15 protein-coding genes and 1 pseudogene are annotated in these 20,731 nt (G+C 51.5%); 1 reads left to right on the top strand and 15 read right to left on the bottom strand.

The features are described 5' to 3' along the window. Positions 1-80: 80 nt before the first annotated feature. Together NCHU2750_RS06000 and NCHU2750_RS05995 are read right to left on the bottom strand one after the other, a co-directional pair. Positions 81-2,078, bottom strand: coding sequence for an aq_1923 C-terminal domain (locus NCHU2750_RS06000; protein WP_119939619.1), 1,998 nt, complete (start codon positions 2,076-2,078; stop codon positions 81-83). Between the two features lie 159 nt (positions 2,079-2,237). Continuing rightward, positions 2,238-3,146, bottom strand: coding sequence for a hypothetical protein (locus NCHU2750_RS05995; RefSeq protein ID WP_119939618.1), 909 nt, complete (start codon positions 3,144-3,146; stop codon positions 2,238-2,240). Between the two features lie 1,804 nt (positions 3,147-4,950). On the opposite strand from NCHU2750_RS05995, the gene NCHU2750_RS05990 reads away from it, so the two are divergent. Next, positions 4,951-6,480: a hypothetical protein gene (locus NCHU2750_RS05990; RefSeq protein WP_162939508.1), complete on the top strand. Its 1,530-nt coding sequence runs from the start codon at positions 4,951-4,953 to the stop codon at positions 6,478-6,480. Between the two features lie 74 nt (positions 6,481-6,554). Here the strand turns inward: NCHU2750_RS05990 and NCHU2750_RS05985 are convergent. The 13 genes and pseudogenes from NCHU2750_RS05985 to NCHU2750_RS05915 form a co-directional block, all read right to left on the bottom strand. Continuing rightward, positions 6,555-7,657 (bottom strand): IS3 family transposase gene (locus tag NCHU2750_RS05985; protein WP_119939616.1). Its coding sequence is split into 2 segments (ribosomal slippage): positions 6,555-7,405 and positions 7,405-7,657, totalling 1,104 coding nucleotides; the frame shifts between segments, so codons are not numbered across the junction. Positions 7,658-7,723: 66 nt separating this feature from the next. After that, positions 7,724-8,230, bottom strand: coding sequence for a hypothetical protein (locus NCHU2750_RS05980; protein ID WP_119939615.1), 507 nt, complete (start codon positions 8,228-8,230; stop codon positions 7,724-7,726). Next, positions 8,211-9,080 carry an archaeosortase/exosortase family protein gene (locus NCHU2750_RS05975; RefSeq protein WP_162939507.1) on the bottom strand — a complete coding sequence of 290 codons (870 nt, stop codon included), beginning with the start codon at positions 9,078-9,080 and terminating at the stop codon, positions 8,211-8,213. The genes NCHU2750_RS05980 and NCHU2750_RS05975 overlap by 20 nt, the downstream gene beginning before the upstream one ends. Positions 9,081-9,448: 368 nt before the next feature. Next, positions 9,449-10,369 carry a glycosyltransferase family 2 protein gene (locus NCHU2750_RS05970; RefSeq protein ID WP_119939613.1) on the bottom strand — a complete coding sequence of 307 codons (921 nt, stop codon included), beginning with the start codon at positions 10,367-10,369 and terminating at the stop codon, positions 9,449-9,451. Continuing rightward, entirely contained in the window at positions 10,366-10,659 is a 294-nt protein-coding gene (locus NCHU2750_RS31205; RefSeq protein WP_349509023.1) for an LbetaH domain-containing protein, read from the bottom strand. Before NCHU2750_RS31205 ends, NCHU2750_RS05970 begins: the two co-directional genes overlap by 4 nt. 805 nt (positions 10,660-11,464) lie before the next feature. After that, positions 11,465-11,638: pseudogene (locus NCHU2750_RS30905) on the bottom strand (DapH/DapD/GlmU-related protein); the annotation flags it as partial. Positions 11,639-12,009: 371 nt separating this feature from the next. Then, entirely contained in the window at positions 12,010-13,146 is a 1,137-nt protein-coding gene (locus NCHU2750_RS05955) for a glycosyltransferase (RefSeq protein ID WP_119939611.1), read from the bottom strand. Positions 13,147-13,199: 53 nt separating this feature from the next. Continuing rightward, on the bottom strand, positions 13,200-14,375 hold the full coding sequence (locus NCHU2750_RS05950) for a lipopolysaccharide biosynthesis protein (RefSeq protein WP_119939610.1): 1,176 nt from the start codon (positions 14,373-14,375) through the stop codon (positions 13,200-13,202). Between the two features lie 128 nt (positions 14,376-14,503). Further along, complete coding sequence (locus NCHU2750_RS05945) at positions 14,504-15,799, bottom strand: WcaI family glycosyltransferase (RefSeq protein WP_119939609.1); 1,296 nt, start codon at positions 15,797-15,799, stop codon at positions 14,504-14,506. Next, entirely contained in the window at positions 15,799-16,770 is a 972-nt protein-coding gene (fcl, locus tag NCHU2750_RS05940) for a GDP-L-fucose synthase (RefSeq protein ID WP_119939608.1), read from the bottom strand. Before fcl ends, NCHU2750_RS05945 begins: the two co-directional genes overlap by 1 nt. Continuing rightward, positions 16,767-17,909, bottom strand: coding sequence for a GDP-mannose 4,6-dehydratase (gene gmd / locus NCHU2750_RS05935; protein ID WP_119939607.1), 1,143 nt, complete (start codon positions 17,907-17,909; stop codon positions 16,767-16,769). Before gmd ends, fcl begins: the two co-directional genes overlap by 4 nt. A gap of 781 nt (positions 17,910-18,690) precedes the next feature. Then, a complete protein-coding gene (locus NCHU2750_RS05920; protein ID WP_119939604.1) occupies positions 18,691-19,296 on the bottom strand; it encodes a transglutaminase-like cysteine peptidase in 606 nt (201 codons plus the stop codon). Between the two features lie 179 nt (positions 19,297-19,475). After that, complete coding sequence (locus NCHU2750_RS05915; protein WP_502703825.1) at positions 19,476-20,612, bottom strand: polysaccharide biosynthesis/export family protein; 1,137 nt, start codon at positions 20,610-20,612, stop codon at positions 19,476-19,478. Between the last annotated feature and the right edge of the window lie 119 nt (positions 20,613-20,731).

The raw sequence follows: 20,731 nt of genomic DNA, 5'->3' as shown, positions 1-20,731 counted from the left end.
CATCGCACAAATATACCGCAGCGCATCATAGATTATTGCGGTAAAGTGGTTAAATCCCAGAAAATGCGCGATCTACTTTCTTATTGACGGCGATTATTCGCGCTCACATCAATATTGAGGAGAGCGGGAAGGTTGCTCGGTGTCTGCATTGCAGCGGCCACCTCTTGGAACGACACAGTATTTTCCGGCGCGGCCCCAAGGATCAACATTTGAGGTGCGTTTAGGAAGCCGATCGCAGCAAAGATGAATTTGTTTCGCAAACCTGCGGGATTAATCCCTGCAAATATATTTGGGATATTGGCCGACAAAGTCTTCTTTATATCGTCGACGCTCCTGCCGTTCGCCTGGGCAACTTTGGCAACGTAACGGTCGAAAAGTGACGCGTTTTCGAAAGTCAGCCTGAAGTTTTTAATACCCGCCTTCGCCAATTCCGTCGGCAGGACCGTTGCCGGCGCTTGCAGGCCACCACGGGAAATGCCTGAAAATGCGCCAGACAAGGATAGCGTCCCCATATCCGCGCCGGCGATGGTCAGGTCATCCAATAGCACCGAACCCGATGTATCATCCCAATTTCCGGACAAATTGACGGAAAGATCGACAGTCGGATAACCCAAATCTGTCAAAGCCTGTTTCAGGGGCGGATTGGAGATCTGAGCGGTTTCAAACTTCAGATGCCCGAGCTTCAGCTGAACATTTGTCGGCGTTGCGCCGATAAAGTACGCCATCGAGACATCCAGACTGTCGAGGCTCGCAGCCGTGTCTTGTAACTTGAGTGAAAGGCCGTCTGCCTTGATCGAACCGATTGCCGGCACAATGGCTGTTGTCACACCTGCGGTGCGCGCCGTCTTGCCGTCATCCGGCGTCACCGGCACGAGATTGATGTCGCCAAGATCAACAGACGACAACTTGAACTCGCCAGTGGGATCTTTGATCGCAAGATCGCCGGCCGTCATTTTCTTGATGCTATCCGCCGTCAGGTTTTGAATTGCTGCCTGAGCTAGATGCGCCGTTATCGCCCCGCTCTGGTTTTGCCCGGATATGGTGACATCCTCAGTGGACACGGTATCAATTGCGAATGCATTGCGGATCGCCGAGGCAATCTTTGCGGCATTTAGCGGGTTTGCCGATAGGTATTGAGGATCGGAGGCCGCGCGATTGAAGATACCGCTCAGATCTTCATCGAATTGCTTGACCTTTACCGGGCCGGCATTTGCTTGCCTGATCGAAGTGGAGAATGGACCGCTTTCGGCTTTCAGCCCGGCGAGAGTGATAGAGCCGATCATATTTGCCCAAGGACGCGCAGAGCCGTTGTCTAAATAGGCGCTCGGCTCAAATAGGCGCAGATATGGATCAAAGTCGATGTCGGCGACCGCCACACTCTCCACGGCAAGTTTGCCACTCTGGCCTGGTGACGCCTCGGACGGTGCCCGCGCAAACACCAGACCTTCTATTTTCAGAAGTTTGGCCTTGCCTGCAGCGAAAGCATCGAGGCTAGTGGAAGCGATTTGAACGCCACTCGGGAGCTCAAGCTTTTTGGCAGAGGCATTGGCAACCTTTGCGCTTGTTAAAAGGCGGACTAAGCGGACTTGTGTGGTAAATGGTTTTGTCGGGTCTGCGACAAAGCCCGCAAGGCTTGGTAACTGACCTCCCCCCAAGAGCAGCTCGCCAATATGAACCTGCCCCTGCACTGCCCCAGCTGGCGCGATGACCACGTCTTGTGCTGTTACCGCCTCGAACGAAATACCTCCATTATTGGAACGGAAGGATTTCACGGACAGGTGTCGGATAGAAAACTCTAAAGATGTTGCAAGACCGCCCGAGGCTGCGGATTGCGGCCAGGATAGAGATATTCCCTCAGCATCAAGCGTATCGGTTGAGGCCTCATAGCGCGTCTGGACCGGGCCAAGCTTGGCGCCGCTTTTCTCGAGGGAAGCCAACCAGGTGCGAAACGCCGTTTCGCTTATATTGGGTTGGGCGAGAGCCGCCTTTTGCTGGGCTTCGGCTTGCGGCAGATCTACCGCTCCCCAACAGAGCCCCAAGAGCGCAGCAGACAGCGCTATCCTGCGGATAAAAGACATGTCTTGAAACTCCTGTCAGCATCCAACAGACGCACAAATTTGCTAACATAGTGATCGGTCGCCATCGAAATGAGACTGGCGAACAAACATGTCGATATCTCAGCCTACCATACCTAGCTCAGCAGAGCTTCCCTTACAGCGCTCACTCTGCCTTAGACGTCAGCGGGGAAGCGACCGAATGCCATCACCCCGGTTGCGACGGCGCAACCAGTAAATCAGGCCGCCCATGGCGAGCGTTCCTATGCCGGCACCCGCTTCAGGCCCAGGTGTTGGCAAGATCGTCGTATTGGTGACGTAAGTCGTCCTCGCATTACCGGCAAAGCTGAAGCCCGACGAACCGCTACTTGAACCAGACGGACCAGATTGAGCGACCGACGTATCGCCGTTGCTCGGCCCGCCGAGCGGCCCCGACGTACCGTTCGAGATATTGCCACCGCCTGCAGCCGCAGTTGAGGCAGCCGCAGGCGCCGCGGTTTGCACGAAGTTGTCCGTAAAGGCTTTGGTCAACTCGGTGGGAGCCGTCGGCGCTGTGGCCTGCGTCTGAATGCCGGAAGCGGCACCTGTGTTCCCCTCGGACCGTCGTGTATTGGCTGCTAGTGCCAAACCTTCGCCCATAACCTGCGAAAATGTCGATTCACTGGCCTGCCGGGCAATCGAGACGATGGACGCTGCATTTGCAGGGTTCGATAGAGCATACGCGGACGCCTGCTGGGCAACCACAACAGGGTTCTTTGCCGACTGGGCTAGCCCGCGAACGGCCTCGCTCGCGAGAGCGGGCTGAGTGCCAGGGTCACTCGCAAAAGCCGCTACCGCGGCGAATTCTGTGGGAGATGACTGAAGCATCTGCTCGATGACGCCGGACACGCTCCCCGGATCTGCAGCACCAATCCGAGCAAGATAATTTGCGGTTGTCTCGCCTTCCACCCGCGCGGGAGGTGTTGTGACAGCAGGAACCTCGGAGGCGACAGCCGCCCCATCAGTCGTTTGAGCGTTAACCACAGGCGACATAACGACGACGCCCGCCAAAGCCATCGCAATAAAACAGACTTCCTTACGACCCCTATACATTCCCAAACACTCCCAAAGTTCAATTAGCTTCACATCGCATGCCACCGAACTCCATTCAAGTAGTGGAAATATTGTTTAACCACGATGACGTACAAATAACTTATCCCGCCACCCACGACGACTGCTACACAATCGCGTATATCCGATTTTTTTGGCATTTATTAACAAGCACTTAATGATAAAGTTACGTACAAATTACCGCAATTCTCAGATTAACCCTGTTTCTATTTCGAGCTGGCGCAGCCCGGAAAAATACAGCTTGCGCAGTGATATAAAGAGGAATCGTTCACAAATAATCGGAGCGAGTGTCCCGATGCCACACACTGAGCGAACTGGCCAGAAATCAGCCCCCCCCCCTACGGCCGATAAGCGCCACGGATCTTTCCACCATGAGCCCCAGCCGAACACCGACACCCATCACGAACACAAATCGAGATCGCGACAGCCAATAAAATTGACCATATATTATTTATCTTTGGTAGACTAGGAGATAGAGAACCCACAGCACTAAAGGCTTTTATTCTTCACACGATCAATGCCTCACTACACCGGAGATTGGTGCGTTGAAAAACTTACGAGTTCCTAAACAAAAAACGCGACGATTGGCCGGTTTTGCGTGGTATACCGGCTGCTTTATACTCCTGACTAGCTCTTCAGTGATTATAAAACTAGCTCACCTTCAGGCCAGCGTGCTTTTTGATGCTCTTGTACTAATTATATTTCTCCATCGCCTTATTTTAGCAAACGGAGCCCGAGAAAGACTATCAAATCCTGTAATATTATTAATTTTGATATATTGCATTTATGGCTTCGCAGTATCATCGATAAATTCAGTGGGATTCTCAGACTATATATATGCATTCAAGAGCATGATTTACTTAGTAATTATGTCCGTGGCATCATGCAAAATCACCTTAACTCGAACGCAGATCGAAAATATTGCGAAGGCGTCAATACTTGTATTTCTTATCAATTACTCCATCTACAGAGCACTTGGCGTTCCGCGCCCTGCATTTTTTGTGGAAAATAACTTCGAGCTTGCTTCGGTGGTTATTCTGTACTTCGGCGCATTCTCCTATCGCCCAAAGCCCCCAGCTATCTGGGCAATCCTCCTCCTTTTACTGTGCCTTATATCGGGATCAAGATCAGCCCTTGGAGCCGCAGTACTGGCGATCGCCTTCTCGTTCCGCCCAAGACGCCCCAAAGATATTGTCACCATGGCGGGCGCTGCAGTTGTTGGAGTTTCATTGATCTACTATCTATTCTCCAGCAGAAGTGGAGATAATGATCTAACCGCGATCGACCGGCTCAACTTCCTTCACATATTCCTCTACGAAACAAGCGACTGGACGCTTTGGCAGTATCTTTTTGGAACAACACCTGTTACGCCATTGTCCATAAGGGCATGCGCTGATTTGGTGTCCTATGCGCCGTTATTTTCGGACGAAAACTCCCTGACATGTTACTCAGTGATACTGCATTCCTTCTTTTTGCGGGTTGTCTTTGACCATGGCATCTTGGGCCTTATCGTGACTATCTTTATACTGTACTCATTATTTAGGAGCGCTTCGGATAGCGCCCGAGTAAGTTGCGGATTCGTGGCGATTTGTGCCGCTAATGGGCTTTCCGTGTCAGCGCTGAGCAGTGGCGTAGTCGTCTTCGGACTTACGGTAGTCCTTATTTCTGCCCGGGGACAAAAAAAGAAACAGCCACCCAACGCTACCGCGATCCATCCGGCGATGCGGCACCCAATAGTGAAATCAAGACCTCCATTGACATACACTTATATTCGACGGGATTTCACATGTTAAATCGACGTTATTTTTGCTTAGCGACTATAGCTTCCGCCCCAGGAAGGGCTTTAGCTCAGAGTGCGCTTTTTAACGCCGTCTCGTTTAATGCCGACCCTTCGAAAGGAGACCACCAGGCTGAGTTTGAGGAAGCATTGCGGACTGCGAAAACCTTAGGATTGCCTATTCAAGTCACAGGTATTGTCAAACAAACAAGACCGTTCGAACTTCACAATGGAGCTGTCATTCAAGGTAATATTTCCAGCATATACCCAAATTATTGGGAGACATGGCAAGATGACAACGTGCCATGGCCGAAGTCATTTGCAACTTTTCAGTATGTTACTGGTCGCCACGGCGCGACTTTTTCCGAGGGGCAGCGTTGCCGAATTGAAAACATCATTATTAGAAGGGCCGAAAAATTCGCCCCAAACGACACAGTATTCCCCAAGGGCAAGGTTGCATCCCATGTGCATATGCGGGGATGTTTTTTACAAAACATGGAAGCGATAGCCAGCGACACCGTCAGAGGTTTTGGCGCTTGGCAGTTCGAACAAAACACCATAATGGGTTGTAATTACGGCTTCGCAGGCATTGTGGTAGACATGAAAATTATCGGCAACACATTCGTTTCGATGAAAAAGAATGTGCTACGTGTCGATCCGGGCGGTGGCCTTAACATAATGTCACTCAACCGAGTTGAGTGGGGAATGGAACCATATGTTCTTCTCGGAAAGAATTGTCGTGTCAACAGCTTTGTTGGCAACATCTTCGACGCGTGCGGGAAAGCCGCTATAGCCCTGATCGAGGCCTCGGACGGGCAAGTTATATCAGACAACATCTTCTGGAGGAATTCTCGGCTCTTGAAGGACCCCGGAGTTTCGAGCCATATTGTCATTTCTAAAAGTGGCGGTCATCGCTTTTCAAATAACCACTTCATTAAAGGTCGCCCAGACAACGGTGGAGATCAATTTCCCGCAACGGTCGTTCGCTTTTTGGATTGCGTGGGAAATCCGAGTATATTCGACCACATTGCGGCCGACGCTTGCACCAGTACAACCGTTTTGGCCGCCGAAGGGACGTCTGCGCGAGCAGTTGATGTAGCGTCAATTGATCTTCCTATGGGACCTGATCCGGGCAGTAATTCAGACGACCTGGGTGCCGCTCTGAAGAACTTGCAGACCCTGCTCGCGAGCCCCACAAATGTGCGAATTGATCGTTCTCGTTCTGTCTTATCAAATGTGGGATACTGCGATAAAATTTACCTAGAAGGAGAAGGAGAAGGAGAAGTAGAGCTTAACCTTTCCGATTATGCATTAGGTTTTCTATCGGTCAATAATATTACTATTGGCTCCATCAGTTATCAAAAGCGTGGTGACAGCCAGATTGCCAATAAGTTGCCGGCAGAGAGTGGAAGCGATGGCCTTTGGCGGATCGGCCAGATCCTGCTCGTCCCAAAAAGTGATGACAAGAGGGTGATATGGGTTTGCGTCGCTGAGGCTCCGACGATGAAATGGGGCAGCTTGCCGCTTGAAGTAGAGTGAAAGCCTCTTAGCTCATGACCTGAGACCCATCGTCCCTCCAATTTTCGGGAGAGTCTTGGGTTTTAAATCTGGCCTTATGCGGCCTGTTTTTCCATAGCCATTTTCATTGCGAATTCGCTGGGTGTGATGTTGCCCAGTGAAGAATGCGGTCTGTTCCGATTGTAGTCCTCCTTCCATGCTGCGATTTCGCTCCTCGCCTGTGTCAGAGACGAGAACAGTGTTTCGTTGAGGCATTCGTCACGAAAGCTCCCGTTGAAGCTTTCTACGAAGCCATTCTGCATCGGCTTGCCCGGTGCGATATAATGCCATTCGACACGAGTGCTTTGGCACCATTCCAGAACGGCCATGCTGGTCATCTCCGTGCCATTGTCGGAGACAATCGTTCGCGGCGGCTTGCCTCGTCGGGCAATGACAACATCGAGTTCCCGCGCAAGCCGCCGGCCTGAGAGCGATGTGTCGGCGACCAGCGCCAGGCATTCGCGGGTGAAGTCGTCGACGACGGCCAGAACCCGAAAGCGACGACCATCTGTGAAGGCGTCGCTGACGAAATCCAAGCTCCAGCGTTCGTTGGCACGCGAGGGCAGCGCCAGGGGGCGTCTCGTCCCCAAAGCCCGTTTGCGTCCACCACGTTTGCGCACGGTCAGCTTCTCTTCGCGATAGAGACGCCGCAGTTTCTTCAGGTTCATGATGATGCCCTGCCGACCCAGCATGACGTGAATGCGGCGATAACCGAAACGACGGCGCTCGGACGCCACCAGCCTCATCGCCTCACGGATATCAGCGTCATCCGGTCGAATGCTACGATAGCGCACACTCGACCGATCAACGGACAAAACCTTACACGCCCGACGCTGGCTCACCCCGTGTCGTTTGCAAACATGAGCCACAGCGTCTCGCTTCACATCGGGCGTCACCACTTTTTTGAAGCGACATCTTTCAGAATGGCGTTGTCCAGCATGGTCTCGGCCAGCAGCTTCTTCAGCTTGGCGTTCTCGTCTTCCAAAGCCTTCAGCTTGCGAGCATCGGATAACTCCATGCCGCCGAACTTCGCCTTGTATTTGTAGAAGGTCGCCTCGGATATCCCGTGCTTGCGGCAGACATCGGCCGTCCGCATGCCGCTTTCCTGCTCTTTCAATATCCCGATGATCTGCTCGTCCGTGAACCGTGAATGCTTCATTCCGTCCGTCTCCTTGATGCGACGGACTCTACCAAAATCTGGAGGAAGTTCAGGGGCTCAGGTCACTCAATTTTCCCAAATCGCAGTCTTGAAATGAAGCGCCGGCAAGAACGACCAGTTGATCCGTGCAACGTCACACTCCGGAGATGCTACAATGGCATACATAGGATGGTAGACTGTCGAAAAGCCGATATATCGAAGGCTCTTCGCGGTGTATACCGTTATCATAGGTAGCCACCGAGGTTGCACATTATAATACAAGGCTCCATTAAAAAAGAACCAGAGCGTTTGCCCTTCACTCATCGACTTTCGTAGCGTCTGCTGATGCCACCCCTCAAGGCCAACCGGGACCAGATACATCATGCAGTCAGCCGTCGCCAGCAACAGAGCCGTTCTACCCGCAAAGGTGGTCACACCAGCACTTTGCACTGCATGGTTAACTACACGGGTTTCGGCAGCAACGACGACTTCCGCAAAGGAAGGATCTACAATCGTCCCCCCCAGCGACAACTTAATAGATAAGGAGACGGCAAGAATGCATGGCAGCACAATGTTAAAGCGATAGCGCTGCATCGATACGCACTCTCACATAACAAACAGACATCATCGATAAAATATATATCCACGACGCGACAGTTATTCCGACTGGACCATGCAGCACATCGTAATATTCCGGAAAAAATCCAATCAACGTAATACGCGACACGTTAATAATAACCACAGCTAAACATCCGACGGCACACCATAATACATTAGCAGGACGCCACGGCAGATTAAAAGCTTGCGTAAATAGGACCCAGCAGAGAACGGCAAGCGATACATTCGCCATAGATGAGCACGGAGCGGCGATTTGCAAATACCCGTGCCCGTCTGGCATCGCCACTAAGTTTCCTGTTCTTTCGGTCATTGTAATGCTTGAAACCAGCCTCGCGTCAATTGAAAGAAAAAACTCCGAAAAGAAACTGAACAAGCGTTTACTCCAAAACATCGGCACTGAGAGCGCCAAGAACACCCAACCCGCTCGTGCCTGCGCACCAGATGGATTTCTTGATGTTTGGATCAAATATAATGAAAGAAACGACACGAGTGCCCATGTTGTGGGCCCAAGCGGCAAGAAACACGCCGCCAAAACTATTCCGCCAACGGCTTTATCTACTCGGGATATCACGCCCGATTCAATTTTGAGCGCGAAACTTGTGCCCATCCATAGACCGCACCAGACGATCGCACTGACCCCGAATGTATTAAGCACCGCGAAAATAAACGAACGCTCAACCGCACTGACGATGGAGTAAAGCATAGCATTGCTAGTCGACACTATGAAAATCAGAGAAAAAAACTCCGAACGAGAAAACCCGAATACTCGTTCGCGGCCCATAGACTTTCGTTCCCTAATCCGCCCCCAAATATCAACCATACTCATAGAGCAATCCCTAAACAGATCGTCATCAGCCACCTCCCGCCTGCGTCCAAGACCGGCCTCTAGATCGCGCTTCTCACCCGTGACCCGCACCTCAACGATCACGGCCTGGCGCCAAATTATCAAGCAAAAAAATAACTATTTCACCACACGCATAAAATAAAATCAGATAGACTTTATATAGATGTCAAAAACTCCTTTCGTTTATTTTACACATTCATGAATCGGTACTCAGCACTATATTTTCGACGACAGTTAATCACCATTCACACCTATAAAACAACGTACACATATATATTCGGGATTAATTACTATTCACATGATCCAGGGGGAAAATTTACCCCTCAAAAATTCAATTTTAAACGGAATAGTTAATCACTCACGATATCAAGTTTAGTAAGTCTTGCCAGCTCAATGCACTTCTCTTCCGCAGTGGGAAACTGCCTTATCGCCCTGTCCAATTCCAGTACTTTGACACCGACTAGAAAGCGATACCAATATCCTTGTAAAAAATGATAGATCAGCCCTTCACGACGATCAAGGAACCCGAGCTGAAAGATATAGCGATAGAGAAAATAGCACAGCGTCGAGATTGGGAATGGCACTCGGTTATAGACGCGCTCCTTTAAAAAGCGCTTTGCAGAGGCCTGAAACGACGATGCTTCCGTTTTCAATACAACGTCTTGCAAAAACAGCCCATAACGCTGGTTCAAAACATCGACTGCCTCTCGGGTTGCATATTTGTTGTGTTTTTCAGTGAAAAAACCTATGTCATTCAGATTGTTATCAGAAAACGGCGCATCGAAAAGCACAGTGCGCCCCCCCCAAATCATGATATGCTCGTCCATCCACCGATCTTCGATGCGGCCTTGACCTCTGCGCCAAATGCGCGTCAATATCAACGGATAGCGGCCCCCATGTCGAATCCATCGTCCCAAGAAGATGTGCTTCCGCTTTAAATTGACGCCAGCTACGTCTTGGCCAAGCTTCGGAAGTTTCGTCGCAATCTCTTCCGCCAACTCAGGTTCGATCACTTCGTCGGCGTCAAGCCGCATAACCCAATCGGCTTTTATCGGAGCATTATCTAGTCCCCACTGGAATTGCTTAGAATAGTTCGTCCATGGGTTCGACAATACGTTTGCACCGTGCGCGCTGGCTATATCTACCGTCTTATCAGAGGAGAAAGCATCGACCACGAAGACTTCAGACGCAAACGGAGCGACAGCTCGAAGAGCCCGCCCGATGTGCTTTTCTTCATTATGGGTCAGGATAAGGACGGCAACGCTACTCAAGCAATTACTCCATTGATTTTCCGCATACGGTTCAGTTTTGCCGGGTTCCCCGCGTAAACGGCGAAAGGTTCGACAGGCCTAAATGCAACCGCCCGAGCGCCGATGACTGCGCCCTCTCCCACCGTCACTCCGGGCCCGACGAAAGCTTCTGCGGCAATCCATGCATTGCGACCGATTACAATGGGTTTGGCTACGAGTTGAAAGTGCGGATCGTCAATATCATGTGTGCCGCCGCATAAGTGGGCACCTTGGGAAACCAGAGCATAAGAGCCGATTTCGATCTGATCCATGCAGTAGCAATTTACACCTGACGCCAAGCAGGAATATTCGTTCATAGTAAGGTTCGCGGGGTACCAAACCCGGACACCCGGATAGACCTTTGCCGTCTTATGTATCCTGGCGCCAAACACCCTAAGCAAAAAGCGCCGCCAGGCATATAGATAGACCGGCGTCCAGTTGCCAAAAGCGCCCCAGATGAGAGCCCAAACAAACCTAACAATCCTATGCCGCAATGAAAAACTTGGACCACCTTCACGGGGGTTACTTAATTTAGCGTCAAGAAGGCTCATTTCACAAAACACCCTTGATAAATTCGCGACATCTTACCCCACAAAGGCAGCATCGACGCAATTAATCAACTCTCTTCTTGTTTTTCTTTCAATCATTACTTTTCTACTCGTATTATCTGACGACTTGGAGCGTTGTGCTCGCCCCGTTTGCCAGACGGAAAATTCATCCGTAACCTGACAATCATCTCTTCTGAGACTGTCGGCGGATTATGGCAGCGCGGGATTGCATTCATCTTTGGCTTAGAAAAACGCGGGCCAGTCATTAGATGTAGAGCGACAAACACACACCTTGTGCCGGACCAGATCGATTAGGGCAATGCCTGGCTCTGCTCGGGCGAGGCAACCGCGTTGATTCGCGGCTCAATGAACTTTCTCTCGGCTTCTTCAAAATCGCCTCAAGAGTAAGAGCCGAGAACAAATTCACGTGCTAAATCAGCTACTTGACTGGGGATACCGACTAATTCCTGAACAATCAATAAGCGCCGCCAACCTAGCCATTTACGAATCTATCATGCTGCATTCGGCGATCCTCCGCAAAACGGTACCTAATGACCTTCGCCGGATTGCCACCGACAATTGCGAAAGGCTCCACATCCTTTGTCACGACACTCCCGGCAGCGACGACACAGCCACGTCCCAACGTTATTCCAGATCTTAAGATCGCTCCATGCCCTACCCACACGTCAGTTTCAAACACCGTCACCCGATGGCCCCACGTAAACGCAAGACGCATCGGTTGCTCTGCATCGCTGGGATTGTGATCATTTGCGACTATCGTGACATTGGTAGAAATCATGCACAGGTCGCCGACGCAAATCGGACTCGCCGAATAAAAGCCCCTACCAATGTAACCAAAACGCCCCAACCGACTTCCGGCGGGCACTCTAACCGACAAACCAATCTGAAATCCCTCACCAACTTCTGAAACGCTGTTGCGACATTTCACAATTAAATTCAGCGCTCTCCTTATCTTCCTTTTAGGAGCTGAATCGATTGCTATCCGGCACCGTTCAATTACGGTGTCGCGAGCTTTCATTGGTTTGGGCACGGACGGCATGTCACCTCGCCGGTTCATTGAACCCTTTCTCCCAAAACCTCACTTACGGCTTGATCAATGAGCTTTCTCTGCATGGCTGGATTCCAGGTCGAAGCAACGATTTTTATGCATTCCTCGCGCACGACTTTACGGTCATGATCGGTGGCCAGCCAACTATTGATCGAGTTCGCCAAGTCTGCTGCGTCGCCGTATCTGAAAAGCTCTCCACTCACCCCGGGAATAATTGCTTCGACCTCCGGCATTTGCTCATCCAAATTGTCATGCGTAATTACTGGCGTTCCATACGATAGACTATGTATCGCCGTTAGACCGACCTTTCCCGGGGAGACGGTCAGGTCGGCACCATGAATAAGCTCTGCAAGTACGTCTTCATCGTAGCATGCTCCGAAGAAATATACGTTAATTTTCAATTGCTTCGCCATATCTTCAAGCCCAAGACGTTCAGGCCCATCACCCACCAACAAAATGTTGACCGGCTTACCTTTCTGACTCAGCATACGCGCGGCCTCAAACAGTAAATCAAATCTGCAGGCACTAGTAATGCGGGCAGTGCATATGACCAACGGCAAGCTTGGTAATAGAAACAATCGCTGAGGCGCATTAGTAAATGTTTTTGAGTTGCATATCCGAGCAAGAATTTTCTGACTTTTGTCGAAATCCAAACTATTGTATATTACTGAAATTCGCTCACATGGATAGCCACTTTCAGCACCTATCTCCTTAGCACGCACGCCGTATACCAGAATTTTGTTCGCCATTCTGAAGTATATATTACGCATCATCCGCTTGACGAACGGCTCACGTTTCAACCAGCCATGCGCCCAAAACAGCACTTTTCTTCCCGTCATTCTGGCCATCAATGCCATTTTCCAGGTGGCGAGCATATTCGGATTGCCGAGGATGATAACTACGTCGACCGAACGGTCTAGGATCGCGGGCCAATACCCAGTGAGGATCCACCTTTTCCCTTTTGTCTTGAACGATAGCGGATTGATAATAACCGTGTCGTCACCTGGAAATACCTCGATACCGTTTACTACATCGTGCGAGCCCCAAAATTTATAAGAGTGTTGCCCACTATGGTATAACTCGGTCACTACCGGTCGACGGTAGTGAGGGTAATGATGATAAATAACACTGACATTCGCCATTGTTCACCCGTAACGGCTGTTTTCCATACTGTGCCCCCACAGTACTACATAAATTACATATTAATTTCGCTATGTGTACCCAATAGGATGGAGATAGACCGGGAGAATACATAGACAATCGCGATTAAGCTTATGAGTTCCCCACAAACAAGTGCTAGGCCGGTACCGGTTAAGCCCATGACTTGAGAAAGACCAAACACCATCACAAGAGTGGCAACGGAGGCTCCCAAGCTGTATTTCGCGAATGATACATGCAAGTTTGTTGCCAAAAGCACGTTTGACGCGAAGTACCAAACCGCATGAATTGCCGTAGACAGGGCAACTAGGGCAACGAAGCTCCGGTCAGCGGAAATATGACCGAGACTCCAAAGCATCACGAGTTCCTTGCCTCCGACTCCCAGAATGACGCAACTGGGAACTATCAGGCAGGCAATTGCAGCCGCATTAATTTTCAGGAGGTTTACGAGCTGCGCACGGCTTCTCCGCGCGAAAGCAGTCGCTAATTCAGGCATCGTAGCTCGGTTCACTACTCCGACCAACTGTATCATCAACCGACTGCAGGTTCGAACTGGAGTAAAAACCGCGACTGCTGCCGGAGAAAGCACGGCGCCAACGATTAGCACAACTCCCTGCAGGTTTATTGCTAAAGCGAGAGGTATAGTCATGGCCGCCAATGCCGGCTTTAACAAACGTTTTGCTTCTTTCAGTGAAGCATAACCGAGCCCGTAATGCAGCCATGGAGTAAGGATGCGTAGCATGCAGTACATAGAAAATAGGTTTATCGACCTAAAGACCATCAAACAGAGCGCGACCTGCAAAAAATCTCCGCCTAAATAAGCAACCAAAAGGCCAGCAAACCCCTCCACCGTAGTCATCGTATCGAATGCGATCGAGCCGATTGCATAACTACCAGTTGCGCGCAACGCCGCCAACGTCATGCGGGAAACAAGCGAAAGGGCTGCAAAAGTACATAAGACAGTAATCAAACCCAAGCTTATGTCATGTTGGGTAAAAGCGTCTACGTTATTACCCATTACTACCAGAGCAAACAAAATTGCCGCAGCGAGTGTAAGGGACATAACGAAGATGAGGACGGACGAACTCTGAAAGGTCGAAAGAGCCTTGTCACGCTGACCGCTCGCGACCTGCATCGTCATCTCACTTGTGGCGGCCTGCACGAAACCCAAATCAGTCAGCGCGAAATAGGTTGGTATAGTGGTCAGCATCATCCACACCCCAAATCGTTGCTCCCCCCAAGACGATACCAGTACAGGAATGGAAACGATCTGCAGTAGAGCATTCAGCCCAATGCCTGCGGAGTTAGCAATTGTTCCCGATATAACGCGCCGACTTGTACTCACGCCAACTCGCTCCGCGGCATTAGCAACGTATCTGAGAGGCGCGAAAGTCCGTCGTCTCTTGATAGAACACGAACGCGCTCCATCTGTGCAGGCATCGGCCCAGTTGCGATTTCGGATGCCGCAATACGGATCACGTCAGCAAGAGCCTCAACATCACCTGGTGGCGCGATAATTGCAGCGTCTTCAACGAAATCTGCCAACTCCGTCCCCTTATCTGCGGTCACCACAATGCGTTTGCCGCTTGCGAGCATGCCACCAAGTTTGGAGGGCAAAACCAGATCTGCGGCTCCCCGGTCTTGCGGCAGCGCATGAAGATCCGGCATGTTGAGAAACTCGTTGAATCGAGCATATGGCTGGAAGGGCAGAAAGTGCACGCGCTCTAGGTGGCCGTATTGCGCTTGCAATTCTGCTTTCGACGGCCCCTCCCCGGCAATGACGAAATGGATACTACGCTCGCTCTTCAAGCGGACGGCAGCATCGAGCAGTACATTCAAGCCTTGCTTTGCACCGATATTTCCGGAGTAAAGGACGACAAAGTCGTTCTCTGAGAAGCCAAGCTCCTGCCTGTAGGTACTTGTCGTCTCCAAGGGGTAGATATGCGTGAGATCCACCCAGTTGCGAACGATGCAAACCCTTTCTTCTGGAACGCCTTTTTCAACGATCCTTTCAGCCATGCGATTTGATATCGTGACTATTTTATCAAACCGCTTCATGGTGAAGCGCTCGAAAAGAGCGCCAAGCCGCTTGAGCCATGTTTTAGAACCCAGATGTCCGACAGCAAAAGCGGCGTCGACTTCCAGATCCTGAACATGAAGCACCGTTGTCGCGCCGACGAGTTTAGCTGCAAGTAGCGCAACCGGTGCCGCGAACAGAGTTGGCTCAACGCTGAGCACCGTGTTGGGCCGTCGATGTAAGATAAGCCCAAAGATGAGAGGCGCCGACGTCAGCGCAAAACTCAAAGGCGCGAGCAGCCTCCAAATTCCACGCATACGGCTACGCAGCAGCAGCGGCACACGAAAAATTTTCACGCCATCTGACAACTCAACCGAGAACCGGTTTCGGTAGCCATCGCGAACCTCCCAGCCCGGATAATGAGGTGGCGTTGTAACGACCGTTACATCACAGCCTTCAGCGGCAAGGTGGGCACCAATTTCGCCCGTATATTTACCGACACCGGCTATTTCCGGGGCATAATTCATACCGTAGACAACTATCTTACGATCATTCCGTCGCGTTTTCCCGTCCTTCGAAATCACGCTTGTTGTAAGTGATCCGGCGACCGCGTTGCTCATCAGGCAGCACTCACGTGTTGGCGCTCGGCGAAGTTGCCATCAACAAAGGCCTGGTAAGTTGCTGCGATACCATCCTCGAGGGCTATTTTCGGCGTCCAGCCGAGGCCCTGCAACTTTGCCCCGCTCATCAACTTTCTTGGCGTACCGTCCGGTTTTGAAAGATCGTGAACGATCTTGCCGGCAAAGCCGACGGCGCGGCATACCATCTCGGTCAGTTCAAGGATGGTCACATCTGAGCCCGAGCCGACATTGACGTGCGAGAAGTCGGAATAGACTTTCATCAAGTGGACACAGGCCTCAGCGCAATCATCGACATGCAGGAACTCACGGCGTGGCGTGCCTGTCCCCCAGACTGTGACGCTCTCTGCACCAGACATTTTCGCGTCATGTGCCTTACGAATTAAAGCCGGCATGACATGGCTTGATTTCAAGTCAAAATTGTCACCTGGCCCGTAGAGATTGGTTGGCATGGCCGAAATGAAATCATTACCATGTTGCTTGCGATAAGCTTGGCAGAGCTTGATGCCAGCGATCTTGGCGATAGCATACCATTCGTTGGTCGGCTCAAGTTCGCCGGTCAGAAGAGATTCTTCCACGATCGGCTGGTCCGCGAATTTAGGGTAAATGCAAGACGAACCCAGGAATAGAAGCTTTTCTACATCGACCTTATGGGCGGCATGAATGATGTTCGCCTCGAGCACCATATTTTCGTAAAGAAAATCCGCTGGATAGGTATCGTTGGCAAAAATACCTCCGACCTTGGCGGCGGCGAGGAAGACGGCGTCGGGACGGTTCCTCTCCATCCACGCCTCCACCTGCTCTTGTCGGGTTAAATCCAGCTCAGCACGGGTTGCAGTCAAAACTGTGCAGGCTTCGGCGGCAAGGCGGCGGACAATTGCGGATCCGACCATACCGCGGTGACCTGCAACATAGACTTTCTTGCCCTTAAGATCGTAGGCCGCCATGTTCATCCCTCCAAACTAACGGGCAGATCTAGCCCGTGTTCTTTTAGGAGTGCATGTCGCCGAGCTGCCTTGTGGTCTTCGACGACCATTTCGGCGCACATTTCCCGAGCGGTTATTTCAGGCACCCAACCAAGCTTTTCTTTCGCCTTTTCCGAACTGCCAAGAAGCGTGTCGACTTCGGCGGGGCGGAAGTAGCGAGGATCGATGCGCAGCACCACATCGCCGACCTTGAGCGCAGGTGCAAGATCCCCCTTGATGTCAGCAACGGTCGCCACCTCGTCGACGCCCTGCCCCGAAAACTCGAGTGTCAGACCGAGTTCACTGGCAGTCCACTGAATGAACTCACGGACGGAGTACTGCAGCCCTGTCGAGATGACAAAGTCTTCGGGAGCATTCTGTTGCAACATCATCCACTGCATACGGACATAGTCCTTCGCATGGCCCCAGTCGCGTAAGCTATCGATGTTGCCCATGAAGAGGCACGTTTCCAGCCCCATCGCAATATTTGACAGGCCGCGAGTGATTTTGCGGGTGACGAATGTTTCTCCTCGGCGCGGCGATTCGTGATTGAAGAGAATGCCGTTGCAGGCATACATCCCGTAGGCTTCACGATAATTTACCGTGATCCAGTAGGCATAGAGCTTGGCGACCGCATAAGGCGATCGCGGATAAAAGGGCGTCGTCTCGCGCTGCGGGATCTCTTGGACGAGGCCATACAGTTCAGATGTCGAGGCCTGATAGAAGCGAGCCTTCTTCTCAAGGCCGAGGAAGCGGATAGCCTCAAGAAGACGCAAGGTGCCAATTGCATCAACGTCGGCGGTATATTCGGGCGCCTCGAAACTTACTGCAACGTGCGACTGCGCGCCGAGGTTATAGACCTCATCCGGCTCTATATCACGAATGATGCGGGTCAGATTCGATGTATCAGACAGATCGCCATAGTGAAGTTTGAAACGCTGATCTTTGATATGCGGATCTTCGTATATGTGATCGACGCGGGCAGTATTGAAAGAGGATGCACGACGCTTGATGCCGTGAACCTGATACCCTTTAGCCAAAAGAAACTCAGCAAGATAAGAGCCGTCCTGGCCCGTAACACCGGTAATCAGCGCAACCTTGGCGTTGCTCTGCACTTTATCGGTCATAATGCCCCCAGAATGATCAACGCATCAAATTTCAGGATAGAAACGGTGGAAAGAACTCAAATTTACCCCGATGAATTCTCGCAACAAAGGCGTAACGCACAAAATATTGCAGAGCAACAAATAAAAATCAGACTAGTTAATTGCACACCGAACAATACATTTGTGAACATCATCATATCGACCGTAGGCATGGTATCTGTAGTTGATCTAAGCAGATCACCATTGGCGCAACAGCCTCAAAATGAATATTTTCCTAAATGCGGCTTAGGAAAATGGGCCATCAAGAACTCCAGACGATTGCCTTAAGGTTGAATTGGCTCGCTGTTCCCATTTGATCAGATATCATGACGGCGATTTCGGTATAGGGCTGGTCACAATTCAAATTCACTCCACCGGCGAACGTTGTCCGCTTTGCCTTCTGGACTTCGAAGACAATCGTCGCTTTGCGGCGATCCAAGCGATACATCTAAGTAGTCTGCCTTGCGGTAAGGTCGCGGCGGGCTATGGCTATTGATCGCACGGAGTACATGGGGGAGAACTACGCAGCGAAGCGCATGTGGCCGCCGCTACGCCCACACTTGACGGCTCAAACGGGGATCATGAAGCGCGCGGCCTTACGAGATAAAGCAATGGCGGGCCTGTCGCCGATGTGCTGGGCCATCATGCCCAGCGTCACGCTTGATCTGATCTATTGTCCGCTAAATTTTGCCGACAGTTCACGGAGAGCGATGTCAAAGGCGCAAACAGTATGATGCGGCCCGGCAGTTTCGGATCGACGCTCCTAAAACGTCAGCCACTTGCGCGGATCGTCCTCAGACTGGATCTTTATCCAATGAAGATTCGCGGCATACCAAGGCTTCATCACATTGGTACGGTTATCGAGCACATAGTCACCTTCTACCGTACTCACCACCAAGACCGCGTGTCCAATCCCCTCCTGCGTGCGTGCGGTAGCAATTCGCAGGGCAGAGGACGGCCAACCTGCAGCCATCAGCCTTTGCCGCTTGGTGAGCGCATAGTCGTCGCAGTCGCCAGCGGTCACACCCGCGCGCCAAAGATCTTGATTGGTCGGATCATCCTGGTAGCGAATGTCGTGATTGACCTCGGCATTGATCTTTTGCAGAGCAAGACGCTTGTCCCTAGTCAGCAAAATCGGCTCGTGACCGCCATGAACTTCGCATTGATCTTCTTGATCGGCACAAAATTTCGCGAAGGCAAAAGGCGGAATGGTTTCACGCGTCGTTGCGATATGGATAGAGGGGCGTGTTGGAGGCAATGAGCGGTTGATTTCGGCGCGGGGCAACGCAAAGGCGTTGACGCTACCGGCTAGGATGGCTGTTGTTACGAGCGCACCAATTAATGCGAACCGTTGCGCTTTCATGCTCATGCCCGCCACTCCTCATCTCTTCGATGTCTTATGGGGGCACGATATCAAGGGGTATTTTCTTCGGGTTTAAGCGATTCGTTCAGATTTTACAGATCGCTCATTTTGGCACGCCAAGCATCGTTGGCCTACAGAAAAGGCCCCTTTCGGGGCCTCTTAAAGATCGAGTGGTAAGCGCTTGATTAGAACGACTTGACTGCGTCCTTGGTCGACAGCGCATTGCCGGTGATATTGGCCGTGCCTGCCGGGGTCGTATTGAGAAGATCGAAGAACTTGCTGAGTTCTGCGGCATCGGAATTGGTGACGTAAAGAACGTCCTTGTCCTGCATCGGGAACTTGGTCGCCGCGAAGAACATAGAGGGATCGCGCAGATTTGCGCGGAAGATGACGGGCACATCGTCTGAAGCAAAACGGGACGTATCAACGCCAAGCTTACGCAGGAAGTCCTTTGCGACGATGCGATAGAGGAACACCTGGCCAGGATCAGCCCGGGAGTCGAGCAGACCACCAGACTTTGCCAGAGCTTCAGACAGCGTGAGATTCGATTCTTCGAAATCGAAACGCCCGTTTGCGCCAGAGGCGCCAAAGGCTGTGAAGGTCCTGCGCTCACGATCGACCAAGACCGTGTCCCCAGGGATAACGAAGATATTCTCGGCGGGCTTTTCAACCAGCGTATTGTATCTCACGCGTGCCGAACGGCCACGGCGTTGCAATGTGATATAGCTCTCTTCACCGGAGGCACTCAGACCTCCAGCCTTCGAGATGACATCGAGAATACGATCACCCGCTTCGGTGATCTGTACCTTCTGAGGCGCATTGACATCGCCCAAAATGGCGACCTGCGCCGAGACGCTTGATACGATCGAGATGACGACCTGAGGCTCGATCGCTCTATTGGCCAGTCGATCCTCGATATCGACACGCACCTGGTCGGTCGTGCGACCAGCAGCCTTTACCTTGCCGGCATAGGGTACTGAAATATTGCCATCACGATCGACCGTCTGCGAGGGGAGCGTAATGTAATTACCAGGGCGACTTCCCGCATCGGAAGGAATGAAGAGGCCACCCGCCTGAGATTCGAAAATTGCGATCTGGACAATGTCGCCGATACCCAAAGGCAAGGTCGGTACGGGCCCCTTACCACCACCGAATCCATCCGAGAGGCCTTCGGCGCCAACATTCGGGACGTATTTGAGAACCGACGAGCTTATATCAACCAATGCGTAATCGACGCCCGCCTTGGCTTTTTCCTTGGCAGGCGTAACCTTAACGCTTGCCTCAGAATCGATGCTTCTTGCCGACGGGCCGGATGCGGACATCGCAGTGCAGCCAGTCAACGCAGTGGCCGACAACAAAATCAATATATTTAAAGAACGCATACTACCCCTCAAAAGCCCCTCGCCCCGTCGCAGGCACTCTTCTTCTAACCGGAATATGG

It is taken from the genome of Neorhizobium sp. NCHU2750 (genome assembly GCF_003597675.1).
In the GTDB taxonomy this organism is placed as follows: Bacteria; Pseudomonadota; Alphaproteobacteria; order Rhizobiales; family Rhizobiaceae; genus Neorhizobium.
This window is presented reverse-complemented; position numbering and strand designations above follow the sequence as displayed.

Bases quoted from the DNA above. Each gene is read 5' to 3' on its own strand.
- NCHU2750_RS06000 (WP_119939619.1), bottom strand. From the start codon at position 2,078: ATGTCTTTTATCCGCAGGATAGCGCTGTCTGCTGCGCTCTTGGGGCTC.
- NCHU2750_RS05995 (WP_119939618.1), bottom strand. From the start codon at position 3,146: ATGTATAGGGGTCGTAAGGAAGTCTGTTTTATTGCGATGGCTTTGGCG.
- NCHU2750_RS05990 (WP_162939508.1), top strand. From the start codon at position 4,951: ATGTTAAATCGACGTTATTTTTGCTTAGCGACTATAGCTTCCGCCCCA.
- NCHU2750_RS05980 (WP_119939615.1), bottom strand. From the start codon at position 8,230: ATGCAGCGCTATCGCTTTAACATTGTGCTGCCATGCATTCTTGCCGTC.
- NCHU2750_RS05975 (WP_162939507.1), bottom strand. From the start codon at position 9,080: ATGAGTATGGTTGATATTTGGGGGCGGATTAGGGAACGAAAGTCTATG.
- NCHU2750_RS31205 (WP_349509023.1), bottom strand. From the start codon at position 10,659: ATGGATCAGATCGAAATCGGCTCTTATGCTCTGGTTTCCCAAGGTGCC.
- NCHU2750_RS05955 (WP_119939611.1), bottom strand. From the start codon at position 13,146: ATGGCGAATGTCAGTGTTATTTATCATCATTACCCTCACTACCGTCGA.
- NCHU2750_RS05950 (WP_119939610.1), bottom strand. From the start codon at position 14,375: ATGATGCTGACCACTATACCAACCTATTTCGCGCTGACTGATTTGGGT.
- NCHU2750_RS05945 (WP_119939609.1), bottom strand. From the start codon at position 15,799: ATGAGCAACGCGGTCGCCGGATCACTTACAACAAGCGTGATTTCGAAG.
- fcl (WP_119939608.1), bottom strand. From the start codon at position 16,770: ATGAACATGGCGGCCTACGATCTTAAGGGCAAGAAAGTCTATGTTGCA.
- gmd (WP_119939607.1), bottom strand. From the start codon at position 17,909: ATGACCGATAAAGTGCAGAGCAACGCCAAGGTTGCGCTGATTACCGGT.
- NCHU2750_RS05920 (WP_119939604.1), bottom strand. From the start codon at position 19,296: ATGAGCATGAAAGCGCAACGGTTCGCATTAATTGGTGCGCTCGTAACA.
- NCHU2750_RS05915 (WP_502703825.1), bottom strand. From the start codon at position 20,612: ATGTCCGCATCCGGCCCGTCGGCAAGAAGCATCGATTCTGAGGCAAGC.